Source organism: Modicisalibacter muralis (genome assembly GCF_900102945.1).
Taxonomy (GTDB): Bacteria; Pseudomonadota; Gammaproteobacteria; order Pseudomonadales; family Halomonadaceae; genus Modicisalibacter; species Modicisalibacter muralis.
The window spans coordinates 84,075-98,372 of sequence record NZ_FNGI01000013.1; the positions used below are offsets into that span (position 1 = coordinate 84,075).

Here is a 14,298-nt window from a genome sequence, read left to right on the forward strand (position 1 = left end):
CCTTATTCAGCCCCATGACAACATAGGGACAGCGCATGAGCAGGACGCTTGCCAAGGCGTTGCAACCTCGCCGCCTCGCGGCCATCGATCTGGGCTCCAACAGCTTTCACTTGCTGGTGGCCAACTACCAGGACGGCCAGCTTCAGGTCGTCGCCAAACTCGGCGAGAAGGTCCAATTGGCTGCCGGGCTCGATGACGACGGCGCGCTGAGCGAGGAGGCGATGCAGCGGGCGTTGGCCTGCCTGGCCCAGTTTGCGCCTTTCATCGAGGATATCGCGCCGCGTCACCTGCGGGTGGTGGGCACCAATGCCTTGCGTGCCGCGCACAACAGCCAGGCGTTGATCGAGCGCGCCGAGGCGCTGCTCGGGCATGAAATCGAGATCATCGCCGGTCGCGAGGAGGCACGACTGATCTATCTGGGCGCGGCCCATGCGCTGGCCGACGTGCATGGCAAGCGACTGATCGTCGATATCGGCGGCGGCTCCACCGAATTCATCATCGGCGAAAGTTTCGAACCACTGGCGCTGGAAAGCCTGCACATGGGCTGCGTGGCCTACACCCGGCGCTTCTTTGCGGGCGGCAAAATCAGCGAGCAACGCTTTTGCCGCGCCGAACTGGCAGCGCTTTCCGAACTCGCCAATATCCGTCGCCATTATCTGGAGTTGGGCTGGGCCGACCCGGTCGGTTCGAGCGGCACCATCAAGGCGGTGGCCGCCGTGCTCGCCGCCAGCGGCGACAGCCCCGACGAGGTGATCCATCGCGATGGACTGCACGCGCTGCGCAAGCGACTGATCGCATGCCAGCATCTCGACAAGGTCGCCATGCAAGGGCTCAAGGACGACCGCGCCAGGGTTTTCCCCGCCGGCGTGGCGATACTCTGCGCGATTTTCGAGGCCTTCGATCTTTCGCATATGCGCTATTCGGATGGCGCCTTGCGCGAGGGCGTGCTCTACGACCTGGCCGGACGCAATACGGCCGAAGACTCGCGTCTGCAAACGCTGGCCGGCCTGGGCCGGCGTTATGGCATCGAGGCCCGCCAGGCCGAGAATGTCGCGGCCAACGCCACGGCGGCGTTCGAACAAGTACGTGACAGCTGGCGACTCGATGATGAGCAGGGCCAGTTTCTCGCCTGGGCGGCGCAGCTACACGAGATCGGCCTAGCCATCTCGCATAGCCAATTCCATCGTCACGGCGCCTATCTGCTCGAACACTCCGACCTGCCGGGCTTCTCGCGCCCGGAGCAACGCGCCTTGGCGTTTCTGGTTCGCGCACACCGCCGCAAGTTCCCGTCCAAGGAACTCGAATCGCTGCCCGCCGGGTTACGCCCACGCTACGCGCAACTCGCCCGGCTACTGCGCCTGGCGGTCGTCCTCAATCACTCGCGCCCCGAACAGCCAATCGGCGATTTTCGCTTGCGCGCCGATGGCGACGATCTGACTCTGTCATTGCCCGAGGCGCTGGCCGAGCATCCATTGTTGGTCGACGACCTGCAGCAGGAAAGCGCCTACCAGCGCGCCGCCGGCTATCGCCTGGACATCGACCAGGCCATGGCCAGCGTATAGATTCAGTCGTCGAAGACCGGGCCAACCTGCGTCCAACCCTCGGCAACCGCCACGCCCAGCACGGCGATCAGCGTATCGTCATGCCAGACCAGCAACTGTCGTGAACGTAGCCAAGGCGGCACGCCGGCTTCCTGTAATAGACGCTTGACGTCACGCCGGCCACGCCCGGCAACGCGTAACCATTCACCGCCATGGCGCATCGCCACACGCAGCGTCGGCCGTGTCCCACTGTCGTGAATCAGGCGACAGGCAACGCGCCCCAGCGGCGTCGAAAGGCCGGGCCGGCCATCCCATTCGGCCTGCCAATCGACCGGCGGTTCGGTCCACGGCGCCTGCAGGTACAGCGCGCCGCGCCAGCAGCGCGCCTCGCCACCCGGCCAAGCGACATGCATCCGGGCGTCGCCACGGCCCTCGAGCTGGGACAGCAACGTCGCCAGTCGTGTCGCGGGCGGAGTAGGCAGCCCCAGACGCTGGCAGGTGTAACGCACCAACAAGCGCTGACGCGCCTCGGACAGCCGCAATAGTGACGGCACCGGGATACGCTGCGGCGCCCCGCCTGCGGCGGCAAGATCCAGCGCGGCCAACTCATCGAGCAGTTCATCGGCCTCGCCGGCAAGTTGCGCGCTGCGTGCAAGCGCACGGGATGCATCGGGCCAGCGCGCAGCCAGCAATGGAATCGCTCGAGCGCGCAAAAAATTGCGATCGAGAGCGGTATCCCGGTTGCTGGGGTCTTCGATCCAATGCAGCCTAAGTCGCTCGGCCTCGCGTTCGAGATCGGCCCGCGTGAGTCCGAGCAACGGTCTTGCCAGGCGTCGCCCGCGCCAATCGCGCTCGGCGGGCATCCCCGCCAGCCCGCGAACGCCACTGCCACGTAGCGCGGCGAGCAGCAACGTCTCGGCCTGGTCATCGTCGTGCTGGGCCAGCCACAGCGTCTCGCCGGGTCTCACGCGCCGCGCGAACGCCACGTAGCGCGCCTCGCGCGCCGCCGCCTCGACACCCTTGCCTGCCGGCTCGACATGCACAGGCTCGACGAACAGCGGCACGCCGAGCCGCGAGCACAGCGCGCGACAATGATCCTCGAAATCGCTCGCAGCGTCTTGCAGGCCGTGGTTTACATGCAGCGCGTAAATCGCGCTGGGGTAGCTGCGAGCCGCGCGGGCGGCCAGGGTCAGGAGTAGGCAGGAATCGAGACCACCGGACAGCGCGATCCAGACAGGACGCCCCAGCGGGGTTTCCGCCAGGGCGTGATCAATAAGCGATTGCATAGGAGCCATTCATGGCTCCTTTACGTTGGCGAGCCATAACTCATCAAGCGCTGATACCGCCGCTCGAGCAACTCATCGGTATCCATCGACTCGAGGCGCTCGAGGCTCGCCAGCAGCGATTCCTTGACCCGCTCGGCAGTGTCGTATGGGTGGCGGTGCGCGCCGCCCAGCGGCTCCTCGATCAGGGTGTCGACGAAGCCCAGCTCCTTCAGGCGTTCGGCGGTAATACCCATCGCGTGGGCGGCGTCGGAGGCCTTTTCGGCACTTTTCCACAGAATCGACGCGCAACCCTCCGGCGAGATGACCGCATACGTCGAATATTGCAGCATCGCCAGCTCGTCGCATACGCCGATCGCCAGCGCGCCACCGGAACCGCCCTCGCCGACCACGGTGGCAATGATCGGCGTCTTGAGCCGTGACATCACCGCCAGGTTGTAGGCGATGGCCTCGGACTGGCCGCGCTCCTCGGCGTCGATGCCGGGATAGGCGCCGGGGGTGTCGATGAAGGTCAGCACCGGCATCTTGAAGCGTTCGGCCATTTCCATCAGACGGCAAGCCTTGCGGTAGCCTTCCGGGCGCGGCATGCCGAAGTTGCGGCGAACCTTTTCATGCACGTCGCGGCCCTTCTGATGGCCGATCACCATCACCGGCTTGCCGTCGAGACGCGCGACGCCGCCGACGATGGCGGCGTCGTCGGCGAAGTGGCGGTCACCGTGCAACTCGTCGAAGTCGCTGAATACGCTGTCGAGATAATCCAGCGTGTAGGGGCGCTGCGGGTGGCGCGAGAGCTGCGACACCTGCCAGGCGGTTAGATCGCGAAAGATCGACTCGGTCAGCTTCTTGCTCTTTTCCTGAAGCTTGCCGATCTCGTCGTTGATGTTGATCTTGCTGTCATTACCGACCAGCCGTAGTTCCTCGATCTTCGCCTGCAGCTCGGCAATCGGCTGTTCAAAGTCCAGATAATTGGGATTCATAGAGCTTCTACTTTCCGAAGATTAATGGGGCGCGCATGTAGAAACAGGCCGGCCGTTCACGATAACTCGCCATTATCCCACCTTGACCCGCTCACGCAAGGCGAGCCGATCGCCAGCCGTTATCCACGATATTTGAGACGCACGCCATCCTGGCCTTCGACCTCACGCAGCGCGATCATCAGTTCGTCGGCGGGCGCGACCTTCCAATCGCCGCCCAGCTCCAGCCAGCCGCTGGCCTGGGTGTTACGGTATTTGACGCGCACCGGCAAACCGTCGATATCGCGCCAGGGGTCCAGGCTGTCACGCAGGCTATTGATGAATTGGCCGTTGGTGCGCGTGCCGTCCACCGACAGCTCCACTGCCTCGCCATAACGCCGGCGCGCCTCGACCATCAAAGTGATCTCCTTGCCACGCAGACGCAACCCACCGGAGTAGTCGTCACTTTGCACCTCGCCTTCGACGATCAGCACCTGATCCTGGCCCAGGGTGTTACGCACCTGATCGAACAGTTCGCCGAACAGCGAAGCCTCGATGCGCCCGGTGCGATCGTCGAGGGTGACGAAGGCCATGGTATCGCCGCGCTTGGACTTCATGGTGCGCATCGCCACCACCAGCCCAGCCACGCGCTGCGGCTCGCGCGATGGCTTGAGATCGCTGATCCGCGTCGAGACGAAGCGTGAAAGCTCCTTCTCATACTCGTCGATGGGGTGCCCGGTCAGATAAAGGCCCAGCGTGTCCTTCTCGCCGGCCAGGCGCTCCTTGTCGCTCCAGTCGCGCACCTGCAGATAGCCCGCGTAGCCGCCGCCGGCCTCGGGCTCGGCGAACGCTTCGCCGAACATGTCGACCATGCCCAGACTGGCATTGGCATTGCTCTGCGCCGCGGCCTTCAAGGCATCCTCCAGCGCTGCACTGAGTACCGCGCGCGAGGGCCCCAGATTGTCCAGGGCGCCGGAGCGGATCAGCGCTTCCAGGGTGCGCTTGTTCATGCGTTTGGAATCGATGCGCCGACAGAAATCGAACAGGTCGGCGAAGTCGCCGCCGTCGCTTCGCGCTTCGACGATCGCGCCGATCGGCCCTTCGCCGACGCCGCGGATCGCGCCCAGGCCGTAGACCACCCGGCCCTCGCCATCGACGGTGAACTTGTAGGCGCCGACGTTGACGTCGGGCGGAGTCACCGTCAAACCCAGGTTGCGGCACTCCTCGATCAGCGGCACGACCTTGTCGAGGTTGTCCATCTCGGTGGACAGTACCGCGGCCATGAACGGCCCGGGGTAGCGCGTCTTGAGCCAGGCGGTCTGATAGGAGACCAGCCCGTAGGCCGCCGAGTGCGATTTGTTGAAGCCGTAGCCGGCGAATTTTTCCACCAGGTCGAAGATATTGCCGGCGAGGTTCTTGTCGATGCCATTGGCGGCGCAGCCCTCCATGAAACCGGTGCGCTGCTTGGCCATCTCCTCGGGCTTCTTCTTGCCCATCGCCCGGCGCAGCATGTCGGCCTGGCCCAGACTGTAGCCGGCCAGCACCTGGGCGATCTGCATCACCTGCTCCTGATAGAGGATGACGCCATAGGTGGGCTCGAGCACCGGCTTGAGCCACTCGTGCTGGTAGTCCGGGTGCGGATAGGAAAGCTCGGCGCGGCCGTGTTTACGGTTGATGAAGTCGTCAACCATACCCGACTGCAAGGGGCCGGGGCGGAACAGCGCGACCAGCGCGATCATGTCCTCCAGCGAGTCGGGCTGCAGGCGCTTGATCAGCTCCTTCATGCCACGCGATTCGAGCTGGAAGACTGCGGTGGTCTCGGCCTTCTTGAGCATCGCGAAGGTCGGCGCGTCATCCAGCGGAATGCTGGTGATGTCCAGCGGGCCTTCGCCCTGGCGCGCGCGCACCACGTCGACCATCTCGAGCGCCCAATCGATGATGGTCAGGGTGCGCAGGCCGAGGAAGTCGAACTTGACCAGCCCGGCTTCCTCGATATCGTTCTTGTCGAACTGCACCATCAGCCCGCTGCCATCCTCATCGCATAGTAGCGGCGAGAAGTCGGTGAGCTTGGTCGGCGCGATCACCACCCCACCGGCGTGCTTGCCGGTACCCCGAGTGATGCCTTCGAGCTTGACCGCCATGTCCCAGATTTCCTGGGCGTCCTCGTCGCCGGCGATGAAATCGCGCAGGGCTTCCTCCTGCTCGGACGCCTTGGCCAGGGTCATGCCGACTTCGAAGGGAATCAGCTTGGAGAGCTTGTCGCCCAGCGAGTAGGGCCGTCCCTGGGCGCGCGCCACGTCGCGCACCACCGCCTTGGCGGCCATGGTGCCGAAGGTGACGATCTGCGATACCGCGTTGCGGCCATAGCGGCTTGCCACGTAATCAATGACGCTGTCGCGCTTCTCCATGCAGAAATCGACGTCGAAGTCGGGCATCGAGACACGTTCGGGATTGAGGAAGCGTTCGAACAGCAGGTCGTATTCCAGCGGATCGAGATCGGTGATCTTCTGCGCGTAGGCGACCAGCGAGCCGGCGCCGGAACCGCGACCCGGCCCCACCGGCACGTCGTTGTCCTTGGCCCACTGGATGAAGTCCATGACGATCAGGAAGTAGCCGGGGAAACCCATCTGGATGATGACATCGAGCTCGAAATCCAGGCGCTGGCGATAAGCGGGTTCGTGTGCGGCGCGATCACGCCCGGCGTAGATCGCGTTGGGACTATCGAAGAGCTGGTCGAGACGCTCGCTCAGGCCGTCATGCGAAACCTTGCGAAAGTATTCCTCCAGGGTCATACCCTCGGGAATCGGGAACTCGGGCAGAAAAATCTCGCCGAGTCGCACGTCGGCATTGCAGCGCGCGGCGATCATCACGCTGTTTTCCAGCGCCTCGGGAATATCGGCAAACAACTCGGCCATTTCCTGCGGTGTCTTCAGGTATTGCTCTTCGCTGTAACGCCGCTCGCGGCGCGGGTCGTCCAGCGCCTTGCCTTCACCGATCGACACCCGGGTCTCATGCGCCCAGAAGTCCTCGCGATTAAGGAAACGCACGTCGTTGGTGGCGACCACCGGCGTGCCGGTGCGCGCCGCCAGTTCCACCGACAGATGCACGCAGTCTTCGTCGTACTGACGTCCGGTGCGGCTAAGCTCGAGATAGAAGCGCCCGGGGAAATGCCGCTGCCATTCAGCAAGCGCCTGGCTCGCCTCGTCAGGGCGATCGGCGAGCAGAAAACGTCCGATCTCGCCTTCGCGCGCGCCGGACAGGGCGATCAGCCCCCCGCTTTGCGCGAACACCCAGTCCTTCTTGAGAATCGCCAGCCCCTGGCGCTGGCCCTCGACCCAGCCGCGCGAGATCAACTCGGTCAGGTTGCGATAGCCGTCGTTGTCCATGGCCAGTAGGGTCAGGCGATACGGGTGGCCTTCGTCGAACGGATTGTCGAGCCACAGGTCGGCGCCGATGATCGGCTTGAGGCCGGCGCCCTGGGCCGCCTTGTAGACCTTGACCAGCCCGAACAGATTGGCCTCGTCGGTGACGGCGATCGCCGGCATGCCGGCCTCGGCGGTGGCAGCGACTAGCGGCTTCAGGCGTACCAGGCCGTCGACGAGGGAGTATTCGCTGTGCACGCGAAGATGGACGAAAGGCGTAGTCATATCGGGCTCGCGGTGGTTCGGTCACGAGGCGGGCCGGCGCTGTCACGCTGCCCCGCCTGGTTAGAAAAGATCGTACTGTTTCTTCACCGGCGCAAAGGAGCGGCGATGGTAATCGGGCAGCGGCCCGAGACTAGCTAGTGCCGCCAGGTGCTCGGGCGTCGAGTAGCCCTTGTGACGGGCGAAACCGTAGTCGGGGTAGCGCTCGTGCAGCGCCACCATCTGTGCGTCGCGCGCCACCTTGGCCAGAATCGAAGCCGCGCCAATCGCCGGATGGCGTGCGTCGCCCTTGATGACAGCCTGGCCAGGGCAATGATGCCCGGGCAGGCGATTACCGTCCACCAGCAGATATTCGGCGGCGATCGCCAACCCGTCGATGGCGCGGCGCATGGCCAGGTGGCTGGCGTGATAGATATTCAGCGTATCGATCTCGGCGGGCGATGCCTCGGCCACGGCGAAGGCCAGTGCATGCTCGCGGATCAGCGCGTCGAGCTCGATGCGACGCGTCTCGCTGAGCACCTTGGAGTCATTGATGCCGTCGATGGGTCGACAAGGATCGAGAATCACTGCCGCGGCGACCACCGCGCCGGCCAACGGCCCGCGACCGACCTCGTCGACGCCGGCCAGGCGCTCGCCAGCGTAGTCGATGACGAGTTCGGGGTAAGCGTCGAGACGGCCGACCTCGACGTCGAGCACGCCGTCTTCGGGCAGAGTCAGGGTCATTCGGTCTCCTCCATGACATCGGGCGCCACCGGTTTGGGCAGCGCCCGGCCCTGGGCCAGGGCCAGCACCGCCTCGGCGGCGCGCGCGCTGGCGCCACGCTGCAGGCCGGCATGCATCGATGCGAAGCGCGTCTCCACGGTCCGGCGAGCATCGCCGTCGTTCAGCCAGGTCGTCAAGTGCGCGGCGATCGCCTCGGGCGTGGCGTCGTCCTGGATCAGCTCGGGCACCAGTGTCTCGCGGGCGATCAGGTTAGGTAGCGAAATCCACTCGGTCTTGACCAGACGCCGCGCCAGCCAGTGCGTGGCCGGCGCCATCTTGTAGGCGACCACCATCGGCCGGTGGCAGAGCATGGCTTCCAGCGCCGCCGTGCCGGAGGTCAGCAGCACGGCGTCGCTGGCGACCATCGCCTCGCGGGATTGGCCGTCGACCAGGGTCACCTGCCCGTTCAATTGCGGATAGCCCTTCAACAGCGCCTCAAGCTCCTTGCGGCGCCGCGGGGAGGCGGCGGGAACGATCAGTTGCAGCCCGTCGACGCGCTCGCACAAGCGCTCGGCGGCGGCGAGAAACGTCGCCCCCAGAAAGCGGATCTCGTTGGCCCGCGAGCCGGGCAGAATCGCCAGCACCGGTACGTCGGGCGCCAGACCCAGTTCGGCACGGGCGCCAACGCGGTCGTTGACCAGCGGCAACTCGTCGGCCAGCGGATGGCCGACGAACGTCACCGGTACGCGATGGCGCTCGTAGAAGGCGGCTTCGAACGGCAGGAAGGTCAGCATGGCATCGACCGCACGGGCGATGCCCTTGACCCGCCCCTGTCGCCAGGCCCACACGGAGGGGCTGACGTAATGCGCGGTGGCAATGCCGTTCTCGCGCAGTTGGCGTTCCAGGCCCAGGTTGAAATCCGGCGCATCGATACCGACCATGACAGCGGGCCGCCAGGCCAGCGCATCGCGCTTGAGATGGCGCCGTACGCCCAGCAGTTCGGGCAGGTGCTTGAGCACCTCGACCAATCCCATCACCGACAGCGTCTCCAGTGGATAGAGACTCTCGAGGCCCTCGGCGATCATGCGCGGCCCGCCGATACCGCGAAACTCGGTATCGACGTGGCGCGCCTTTAGCGCACGCATCAGTCCGGCGCCGAGAATGTCTCCGGAAAGTTCGCCCGCGACCAGATAGATACGCATGGGAATTACCGGGTAATGCCGCGATTCGACGCCTTCAGCGAGGCGATGAAGGTGGCGAGTTCCGGCGGTGCCTCATGCTGCGATTCGAGGCTCGCCAGCGCCTGCTCCAGGGTCAGCCCCTGGCGGTAAACGACCTTGTAGGCATCGGTGAGCGACTTGATCGCCTCGCGGGAAAAGCCGCGACGTTTCAGGCCGACCAGATTCAGACCGTGCGCCTGAGCCGGGTTGCCGTTGATCATCACGTAGGCCGGGGTGTCCTTGGTGATGATCGAACCGCCGCCGGCCATGGCATGCGTGCCGAAATGACAGAACTGATGCACCGCCGCGAGCCCGCCGAGAATCGCGAAGTCGCCAAGCGTGACATGACCGGCCAGGGTCACCTGGTTGGCGAGAATGCAGTCGTCGCCGATCAGGCAATCGTGACCGACATGCACGTAGGCCATGATCAGGTTGCGATTGCCGAGGGTGGTCACGCCACGATCCTGGATGGTGCCACGGTGCAGCGTCGCGCCTTCGCGAATCACGTTGTCGTCGCCGAGCTCGAGGCGCGTCGCTTCGCCGGCGTATTTCTTGTCCTGGCAATCCTCGCCCACCGAGGCGAACTGAAAGATGCGCGTGCGCCGGCCCAGGCGCGTCGGGCCCTTGATCACGACATGCGGCCCGATCACGCTTCCGGCACCGATCTCGACATCCGGTCCGATCACGCTGAACGGACCGACCTCGACGTCTTCGGCCAGGCGGGCGGCAGGATCGACGATGGCGGTGGGATGAATCAAGCGACCTTCCTCTCGGCACAGATGATCTCGGCTTCACAGGCCAGCTCGTTATCCACGGTGGCGCGGCAGGCGAATCTCCAGATACCCCGCTTACCACGGATCACCTTGGCCTCGAGGCGCAACCGATCGCCTGGCATGACCGGGCGCTTGAAGCGTGCCTTGTCGGTGCCGACCAAATAATAGACATAGCCATCGGCGGGCAGCTTGTTGACCGTCTTGAAGCCGAGGATGCCACAGGCCTGGGCCATCGCCTCGATGATCAGCACGCCGGGCATGATCGGATGATGCGGAAAGTGCCCGTTGAAGAAGGGTTCGTTGATGCTGACGTTCTTGTAGGCAACGATGGATTCGCCGATGGCGATCTCCACCACGCGATCCACTAACAGGAAAGGGTAGCGGTGCGGCAGATACTCACGAATCTCGTTGATGTCCATTTCCATCGAGGCAACCTCTGAAAGTGCTTGATGTCCACCGCGAGTGGACACTGCTTGGCGAGTGGGCCCGCCAGTCGAATTTGGCGCTGGATTATAGCGTCGCCGGCGCCGTCTGGCAGCCGCTACCCATCGCGAAAGTTATGTGTCACGAGAACTACGTTCGAGTCGCGTCAGGCGCTTGGCGAGGTCATCGAGCTGTTTGAAACGCACCGCGTTCTTGCGCCACAGCGCGTTGCTCATGGCGCCAGTGCCGGACGAATAGACGCCGGGCTTCGTGATGGAATTGGTGACCAGGCTCATCCCCGTGACCTGCACGCCATCGCAGATCGTCAAGTGACCCGCCAGCCCGACGCCGCCGCCCAGCATGCAGTGACGCCCGACCTTGGTCGAGCCGGCGATGCCCACGCAGCCGGCCAGCGCCGTATGATCGCCGATGCACACGTTATGGGCGATCTGTACCTGGCTGTCGATCTTCACGTCGTCGCCGATCACGGTATCGCCCAGCGCGCCGCGATCGATGCTCGAACAGCTGCCGACCTCGACGTCATCGCCCAGCACCACCCCGCCAAGCTGGGCGATCTTGTGCCAGCCGGCGCCATCATGGGCAAAGCCGAAGCCATCGGCGCCAATCACGCAGCCGCTGTGCAAGATGGCGCGTTTGCCAACGATCACGCCATGGTAGACGGTGACGTTGGCATGCAACCGCGACCCGGCGCCAATCGACGAATCCGCCCCCACCACGCTGCCGGGTCCGACGATCACATCGTCGCCGAGCTCGGCGCCGGACTCGATCACCGCATGCGCACCGACCTCCACCCGCTGGCCCAGCGTCACGCCGTCGGCGACCGATGCAGCGGGATGAATGCCGGCAACCGGGCGGGCCGCGAGCGGATCGAACAGGCGCGATAGCTCGGCATAGGCCAGGTAAGGGTTGTCGAGTTCGAGGCGCGTCGCCGGACATTCGGCGACATGCGCGGGGTGAATCAGCACCGCGGCCGCCCGGGTATCGGGGAGATATTTGAGGTAGGCCCTGTTGGCCAGGAAACTCAAGTCCTCCGGACCGGCATCGCTGAGCGTCGCCAGACCACTGACACGGCGCTCGCCGTCACCGACGAGCGTTGCCCCTAGCCGCGCGGCCAGCTCGGCCAGGGAGCAGGAAAAAGCGTTGGTTTTCTTCATGTCATTGGCGAACCAGGCACCGTTACAGTGCCTGAGTATCCGTTGGAGTTGAGAGTGTGCACAGGCAATCTCTCGCTGGCTTGAATCCCGACACCATCAGAACGTCTGGCCGAGCGAGAACTGGAAGGTTTGTTCGTCGTCGCCCTCCTCGTTGCTGAGCGGCTGGGCCACGCTGAACGTCAACGGCCCCACCGGGGTCAACCAGGATAGCCCCAGACCGACGCTGTAACGCAGCTCATCGAGATGCACGCCGCTCTCGCAGTCCGAGGTGAAGCCGTCGGGCACGTCGTAGCACTCGGTGAGGTAGGTGTTACCGGCATCGAAGAACACGCTGGTCTGTATCGAACGACGATCCTCGATCCATGGGAACGGATAGATCAACTCCACCGAGCCTTCGACCAGCACGTTGCCACCCAGGGTATCGTCATCGCCGCCATTGCGCTCGGTGGTGGCCGGCCCCAGCGTATTGCCGGCGAAACCGCGCACCGAGCCCAGACCACCGGCATAGAAGTTTTCGTAGAACGGATAGGGCTCGTCGCCGATGGTATCGGCGTAACCGAGTGCAGTGCTGAACTTCAACGACCAGTCGGGGCTGAGCTCGAAAAGCTTCTGGCCGCTGTAACGCAGCTTGTAGTATTCGGCATCGGAGCCCGGCACCGCGGTCTCCAGCGAGACGCGTTGGTAACTGCCGGCGGTCGCCATGATGCCGCGGTTGAGATTGTTGCGCGTCCAACTGGCGGTGAGCTTGTAGCTCATCGCATCGTTGCCCTGGCTATCGGTGTATTCAACGATTTCCGCCGGTGTGTCTTCGTAGGTTTCGATCGACAGGTCTTCCAGGCCGACCCCGAAATTGAGACGGCTGAGATCGTTGATCGGGTAACCGAAATCGATGCTGCCGCCGTAGGAGTCGGTGGAGTAAGTCGAAATATCCGAATCTTCGTAGTCAGTCTCGCGATAGAACAGGTTGTAGCCGCGCGAAATGCCGTCCAGCGTCCAGTAGGGGTCGTTGAAACCGAAATTCACGCTGGTAAAGGTATCGCTGCGCTGCGCGCCGACATTGACCTGGTTGCCGGTACCCAGGAAGTTGCGCTGCGCCAGCGAGGCGCCATAGATGACTCCCGCGGTCTGAGAATAGCCGACGCTGGCCGAGATCGAGCCGGACGGCTGCTCCTCGACGTTGTAGATGACATCGACCTGATCCGGCTGGCCCGCCACCGGACGCGTCTCCACGTCGACCTGACGGAAGAAGCCGAGACGCTCGAGCCGCACTCGCGATTGACTGATCTTGTCGGTCGAGGCCGGGGCGCCCTCCATCTGAGTCAGCTCGCGGCGCAGCACCTGATCCTGGGTGGTGGTGTTGCCTTCGAAGGTGACGCGCCGCACATAGGCACGGCGTCCGGGCTCGACCAGGAAGGTGACATCGACCGTATCGCCGCTCTCGTCGACCTCGGGGATGCTCTCGACGTTGGCGAAGGCGAAGCCTTCGGCGCCCAGCTTCTGACGCAGCGCTTCGGAAGAGGCCGTCAAGGCGCTACGCGAGTAGACATCGCCGGACTCGGCGGTGACCAGCTCGCGGGCCTTTTCTTCGCTCAGGATCAGGTCGCCGGCGAACTGGATATCGTCGATCCGGTAACGGCGCCCCTCGTCGACATTGATGGTCACGTAGATCTGCGACTTGTCGGGACTGATCGCCACCTGGGTGGAGGTGATGGCGAAATTGACGTAGCCGCGGTCAAGATAGTGCGAGCGTAGCGTCTCGAGATCGGCGGAGAGCTTCTCGCGGGCATATTCGTCATCCGAGAACCAGCCGAACAGCCAGCCCGGACGATCCTCGAGCACCATCAATTCGCGCAGGGTCTCGTCGTCGAAGGCTTGGTTACCGACGATATTGATCTGACGGATCTTGGCCACCGCGCCTTCGTTGACGTCGATATTGATCTGCACGCGGTTGCGATCGACCGGCTCGACCGAGGCCTCGATACTCGCACTGTAGCGACCCTGCGAATGGTAGAGCTGCTCCAGTTCGCGCTGCACTTCCTCGAGAGTCGAACGCTGCAGCACCTGACCCTCGGCCAGCCCCGCATCGGACAGACCCTTGCGCAGATCCTCGTCGGATATCTGCGAGTTGCCGTCGATTTCGATGAGCGAGATCGATGGGCGCTCGACCACGTTGATGATCAGTACATCGCCGTCACGCGCCAGGCGAATGTCGTCGAACAGCCCGGTTTCGAAGAGTTGCTTGGCCGCTTCGGCCAACTCACGATCGTCGACGCTTTCATGAGCGCTGACCGGGAACGCATTGAACACCGAGGCAGCCGAAACACGCTGCAGGCCCTCCACGCGAATGTCGGAAACCGTAAATGTGGCCGCCAGGGCCGTCTGGGTGCTGGAAATCAGCAGTGCCGCCAATCCGATGGTCTTGAGTTTCATGCAATCGATTCGCTCGAGTTGTTCCGCCAGCTCGCTGAACAGGCACCTTATACATTTCCCTGGGTGACTGACAAGGCCAAGCATGGCGCCTGTCAGTGCATCGCCTCGGGACGAGAGGCGCCGATGGCGCCGTTATGGGATGCGCTTGCCGAGT

The 14,298-nt window shown here is 64.2% G+C and carries 10 protein-coding genes; 1 reads left to right on the forward strand and 9 read right to left on the reverse strand.

The window, feature by feature from the left end:
* Positions 1–35 precede the first annotated feature (35 nt).
* On the forward strand, positions 36–1,562 hold the full coding sequence (ppx, locus tag BLR92_RS17820) for an exopolyphosphatase (RefSeq protein WP_089730626.1): 1,527 nt from the start codon (positions 36–38) through the stop codon (positions 1,560–1,562).
* A 2-nt stretch (positions 1,563–1,564) separates the two neighbouring features.
* On the opposite strand, the gene tilS is transcribed toward ppx, so the two are convergent.
* From tilS to bamA, 9 genes are all read right to left on the reverse strand, one after another.
* Positions 1,565–2,836 (reverse strand): tRNA lysidine(34) synthetase TilS, encoded by a 1,272-nt coding sequence (gene tilS, locus BLR92_RS17825; protein ID WP_089730627.1) that lies wholly within the window; start codon positions 2,834–2,836, stop codon positions 1,565–1,567.
* 11 nt (positions 2,837–2,847) lie between these two features.
* Positions 2,848–3,801 carry an acetyl-CoA carboxylase carboxyl transferase subunit alpha gene (accA, locus tag BLR92_RS17830; protein WP_089730628.1) on the reverse strand — a complete coding sequence of 318 codons (954 nt, stop codon included), beginning with the start codon at positions 3,799–3,801 and terminating at the stop codon, positions 2,848–2,850.
* Between the two features lie 119 nt (positions 3,802–3,920).
* A complete protein-coding gene (gene dnaE, locus BLR92_RS17835) occupies positions 3,921–7,424 on the reverse strand; it encodes a DNA polymerase III subunit alpha (protein WP_089730629.1) in 3,504 nt (1,167 codons plus the stop codon).
* A 60-nt stretch (positions 7,425–7,484) separates the two neighbouring features.
* Positions 7,485–8,144 carry a ribonuclease HII gene (gene rnhB, locus BLR92_RS17840; protein ID WP_089730630.1) on the reverse strand — a complete coding sequence of 220 codons (660 nt, stop codon included), beginning with the start codon at positions 8,142–8,144 and terminating at the stop codon, positions 7,485–7,487.
* Complete coding sequence (gene lpxB / locus BLR92_RS17845; protein WP_089730631.1) at positions 8,141–9,325, reverse strand: lipid-A-disaccharide synthase; 1,185 nt, start codon at positions 9,323–9,325, stop codon at positions 8,141–8,143. Before lpxB ends, rnhB begins: the two co-directional genes overlap by 4 nt.
* 5 nt (positions 9,326–9,330) lie before the next feature.
* Entirely contained in the window at positions 9,331–10,101 is a 771-nt protein-coding gene (gene lpxA / locus BLR92_RS17850) for an acyl-ACP--UDP-N-acetylglucosamine O-acyltransferase (protein ID WP_089730632.1), read from the reverse strand.
* Complete coding sequence (gene fabZ, locus BLR92_RS17855; RefSeq protein WP_089730633.1) at positions 10,098–10,541, reverse strand: 3-hydroxyacyl-ACP dehydratase FabZ; 444 nt, start codon at positions 10,539–10,541, stop codon at positions 10,098–10,100. Before fabZ ends, lpxA begins: the two co-directional genes overlap by 4 nt.
* A 132-nt stretch (positions 10,542–10,673) precedes the next feature.
* On the reverse strand, positions 10,674–11,714 hold the full coding sequence (lpxD, locus tag BLR92_RS17860; protein ID WP_089730634.1) for a UDP-3-O-(3-hydroxymyristoyl)glucosamine N-acyltransferase: 1,041 nt from the start codon (positions 11,712–11,714) through the stop codon (positions 10,674–10,676).
* A 96-nt stretch (positions 11,715–11,810) separates the two neighbouring features.
* Positions 11,811–14,144, reverse strand: a complete 2,334-nt coding sequence (gene bamA, locus BLR92_RS17865; protein WP_175488845.1) for an outer membrane protein assembly factor BamA — start codon at positions 14,142–14,144, stop codon at positions 11,811–11,813.
* Positions 14,145–14,298: the final 154 nt, after the last annotated feature.

Coding starts and splice junctions, on each gene's coding strand:
- lpxB (WP_089730631.1), bottom strand. CDS start 9,325: ATGCGTATCTATCTGGTCGCGGGCGAACTTTCCGGAGACATTCTCGGC.
- dnaE (WP_089730629.1), bottom strand. CDS start 7,424: ATGACTACGCCTTTCGTCCATCTTCGCGTGCACAGCGAATACTCCCTC.
- tilS (WP_089730627.1), bottom strand. CDS start 2,836: ATGGCTCCTATGCAATCGCTTATTGATCACGCCCTGGCGGAAACCCCG.
- fabZ (WP_089730633.1), bottom strand. CDS start 10,541: ATGGAAATGGACATCAACGAGATTCGTGAGTATCTGCCGCACCGCTAC.
- rnhB (WP_089730630.1), bottom strand. CDS start 8,144: ATGACCCTGACTCTGCCCGAAGACGGCGTGCTCGACGTCGAGGTCGGC.
- ppx (WP_089730626.1), top strand. CDS start 36: ATGAGCAGGACGCTTGCCAAGGCGTTGCAACCTCGCCGCCTCGCGGCC.
- bamA (WP_175488845.1), bottom strand. CDS start 14,144: ATGAAACTCAAGACCATCGGATTGGCGGCACTGCTGATTTCCAGCACC.
- lpxD (WP_089730634.1), bottom strand. CDS start 11,714: ATGAAGAAAACCAACGCTTTTTCCTGCTCCCTGGCCGAGCTGGCCGCG.
- accA (WP_089730628.1), bottom strand. CDS start 3,801: ATGAATCCCAATTATCTGGACTTTGAACAGCCGATTGCCGAGCTGCAG.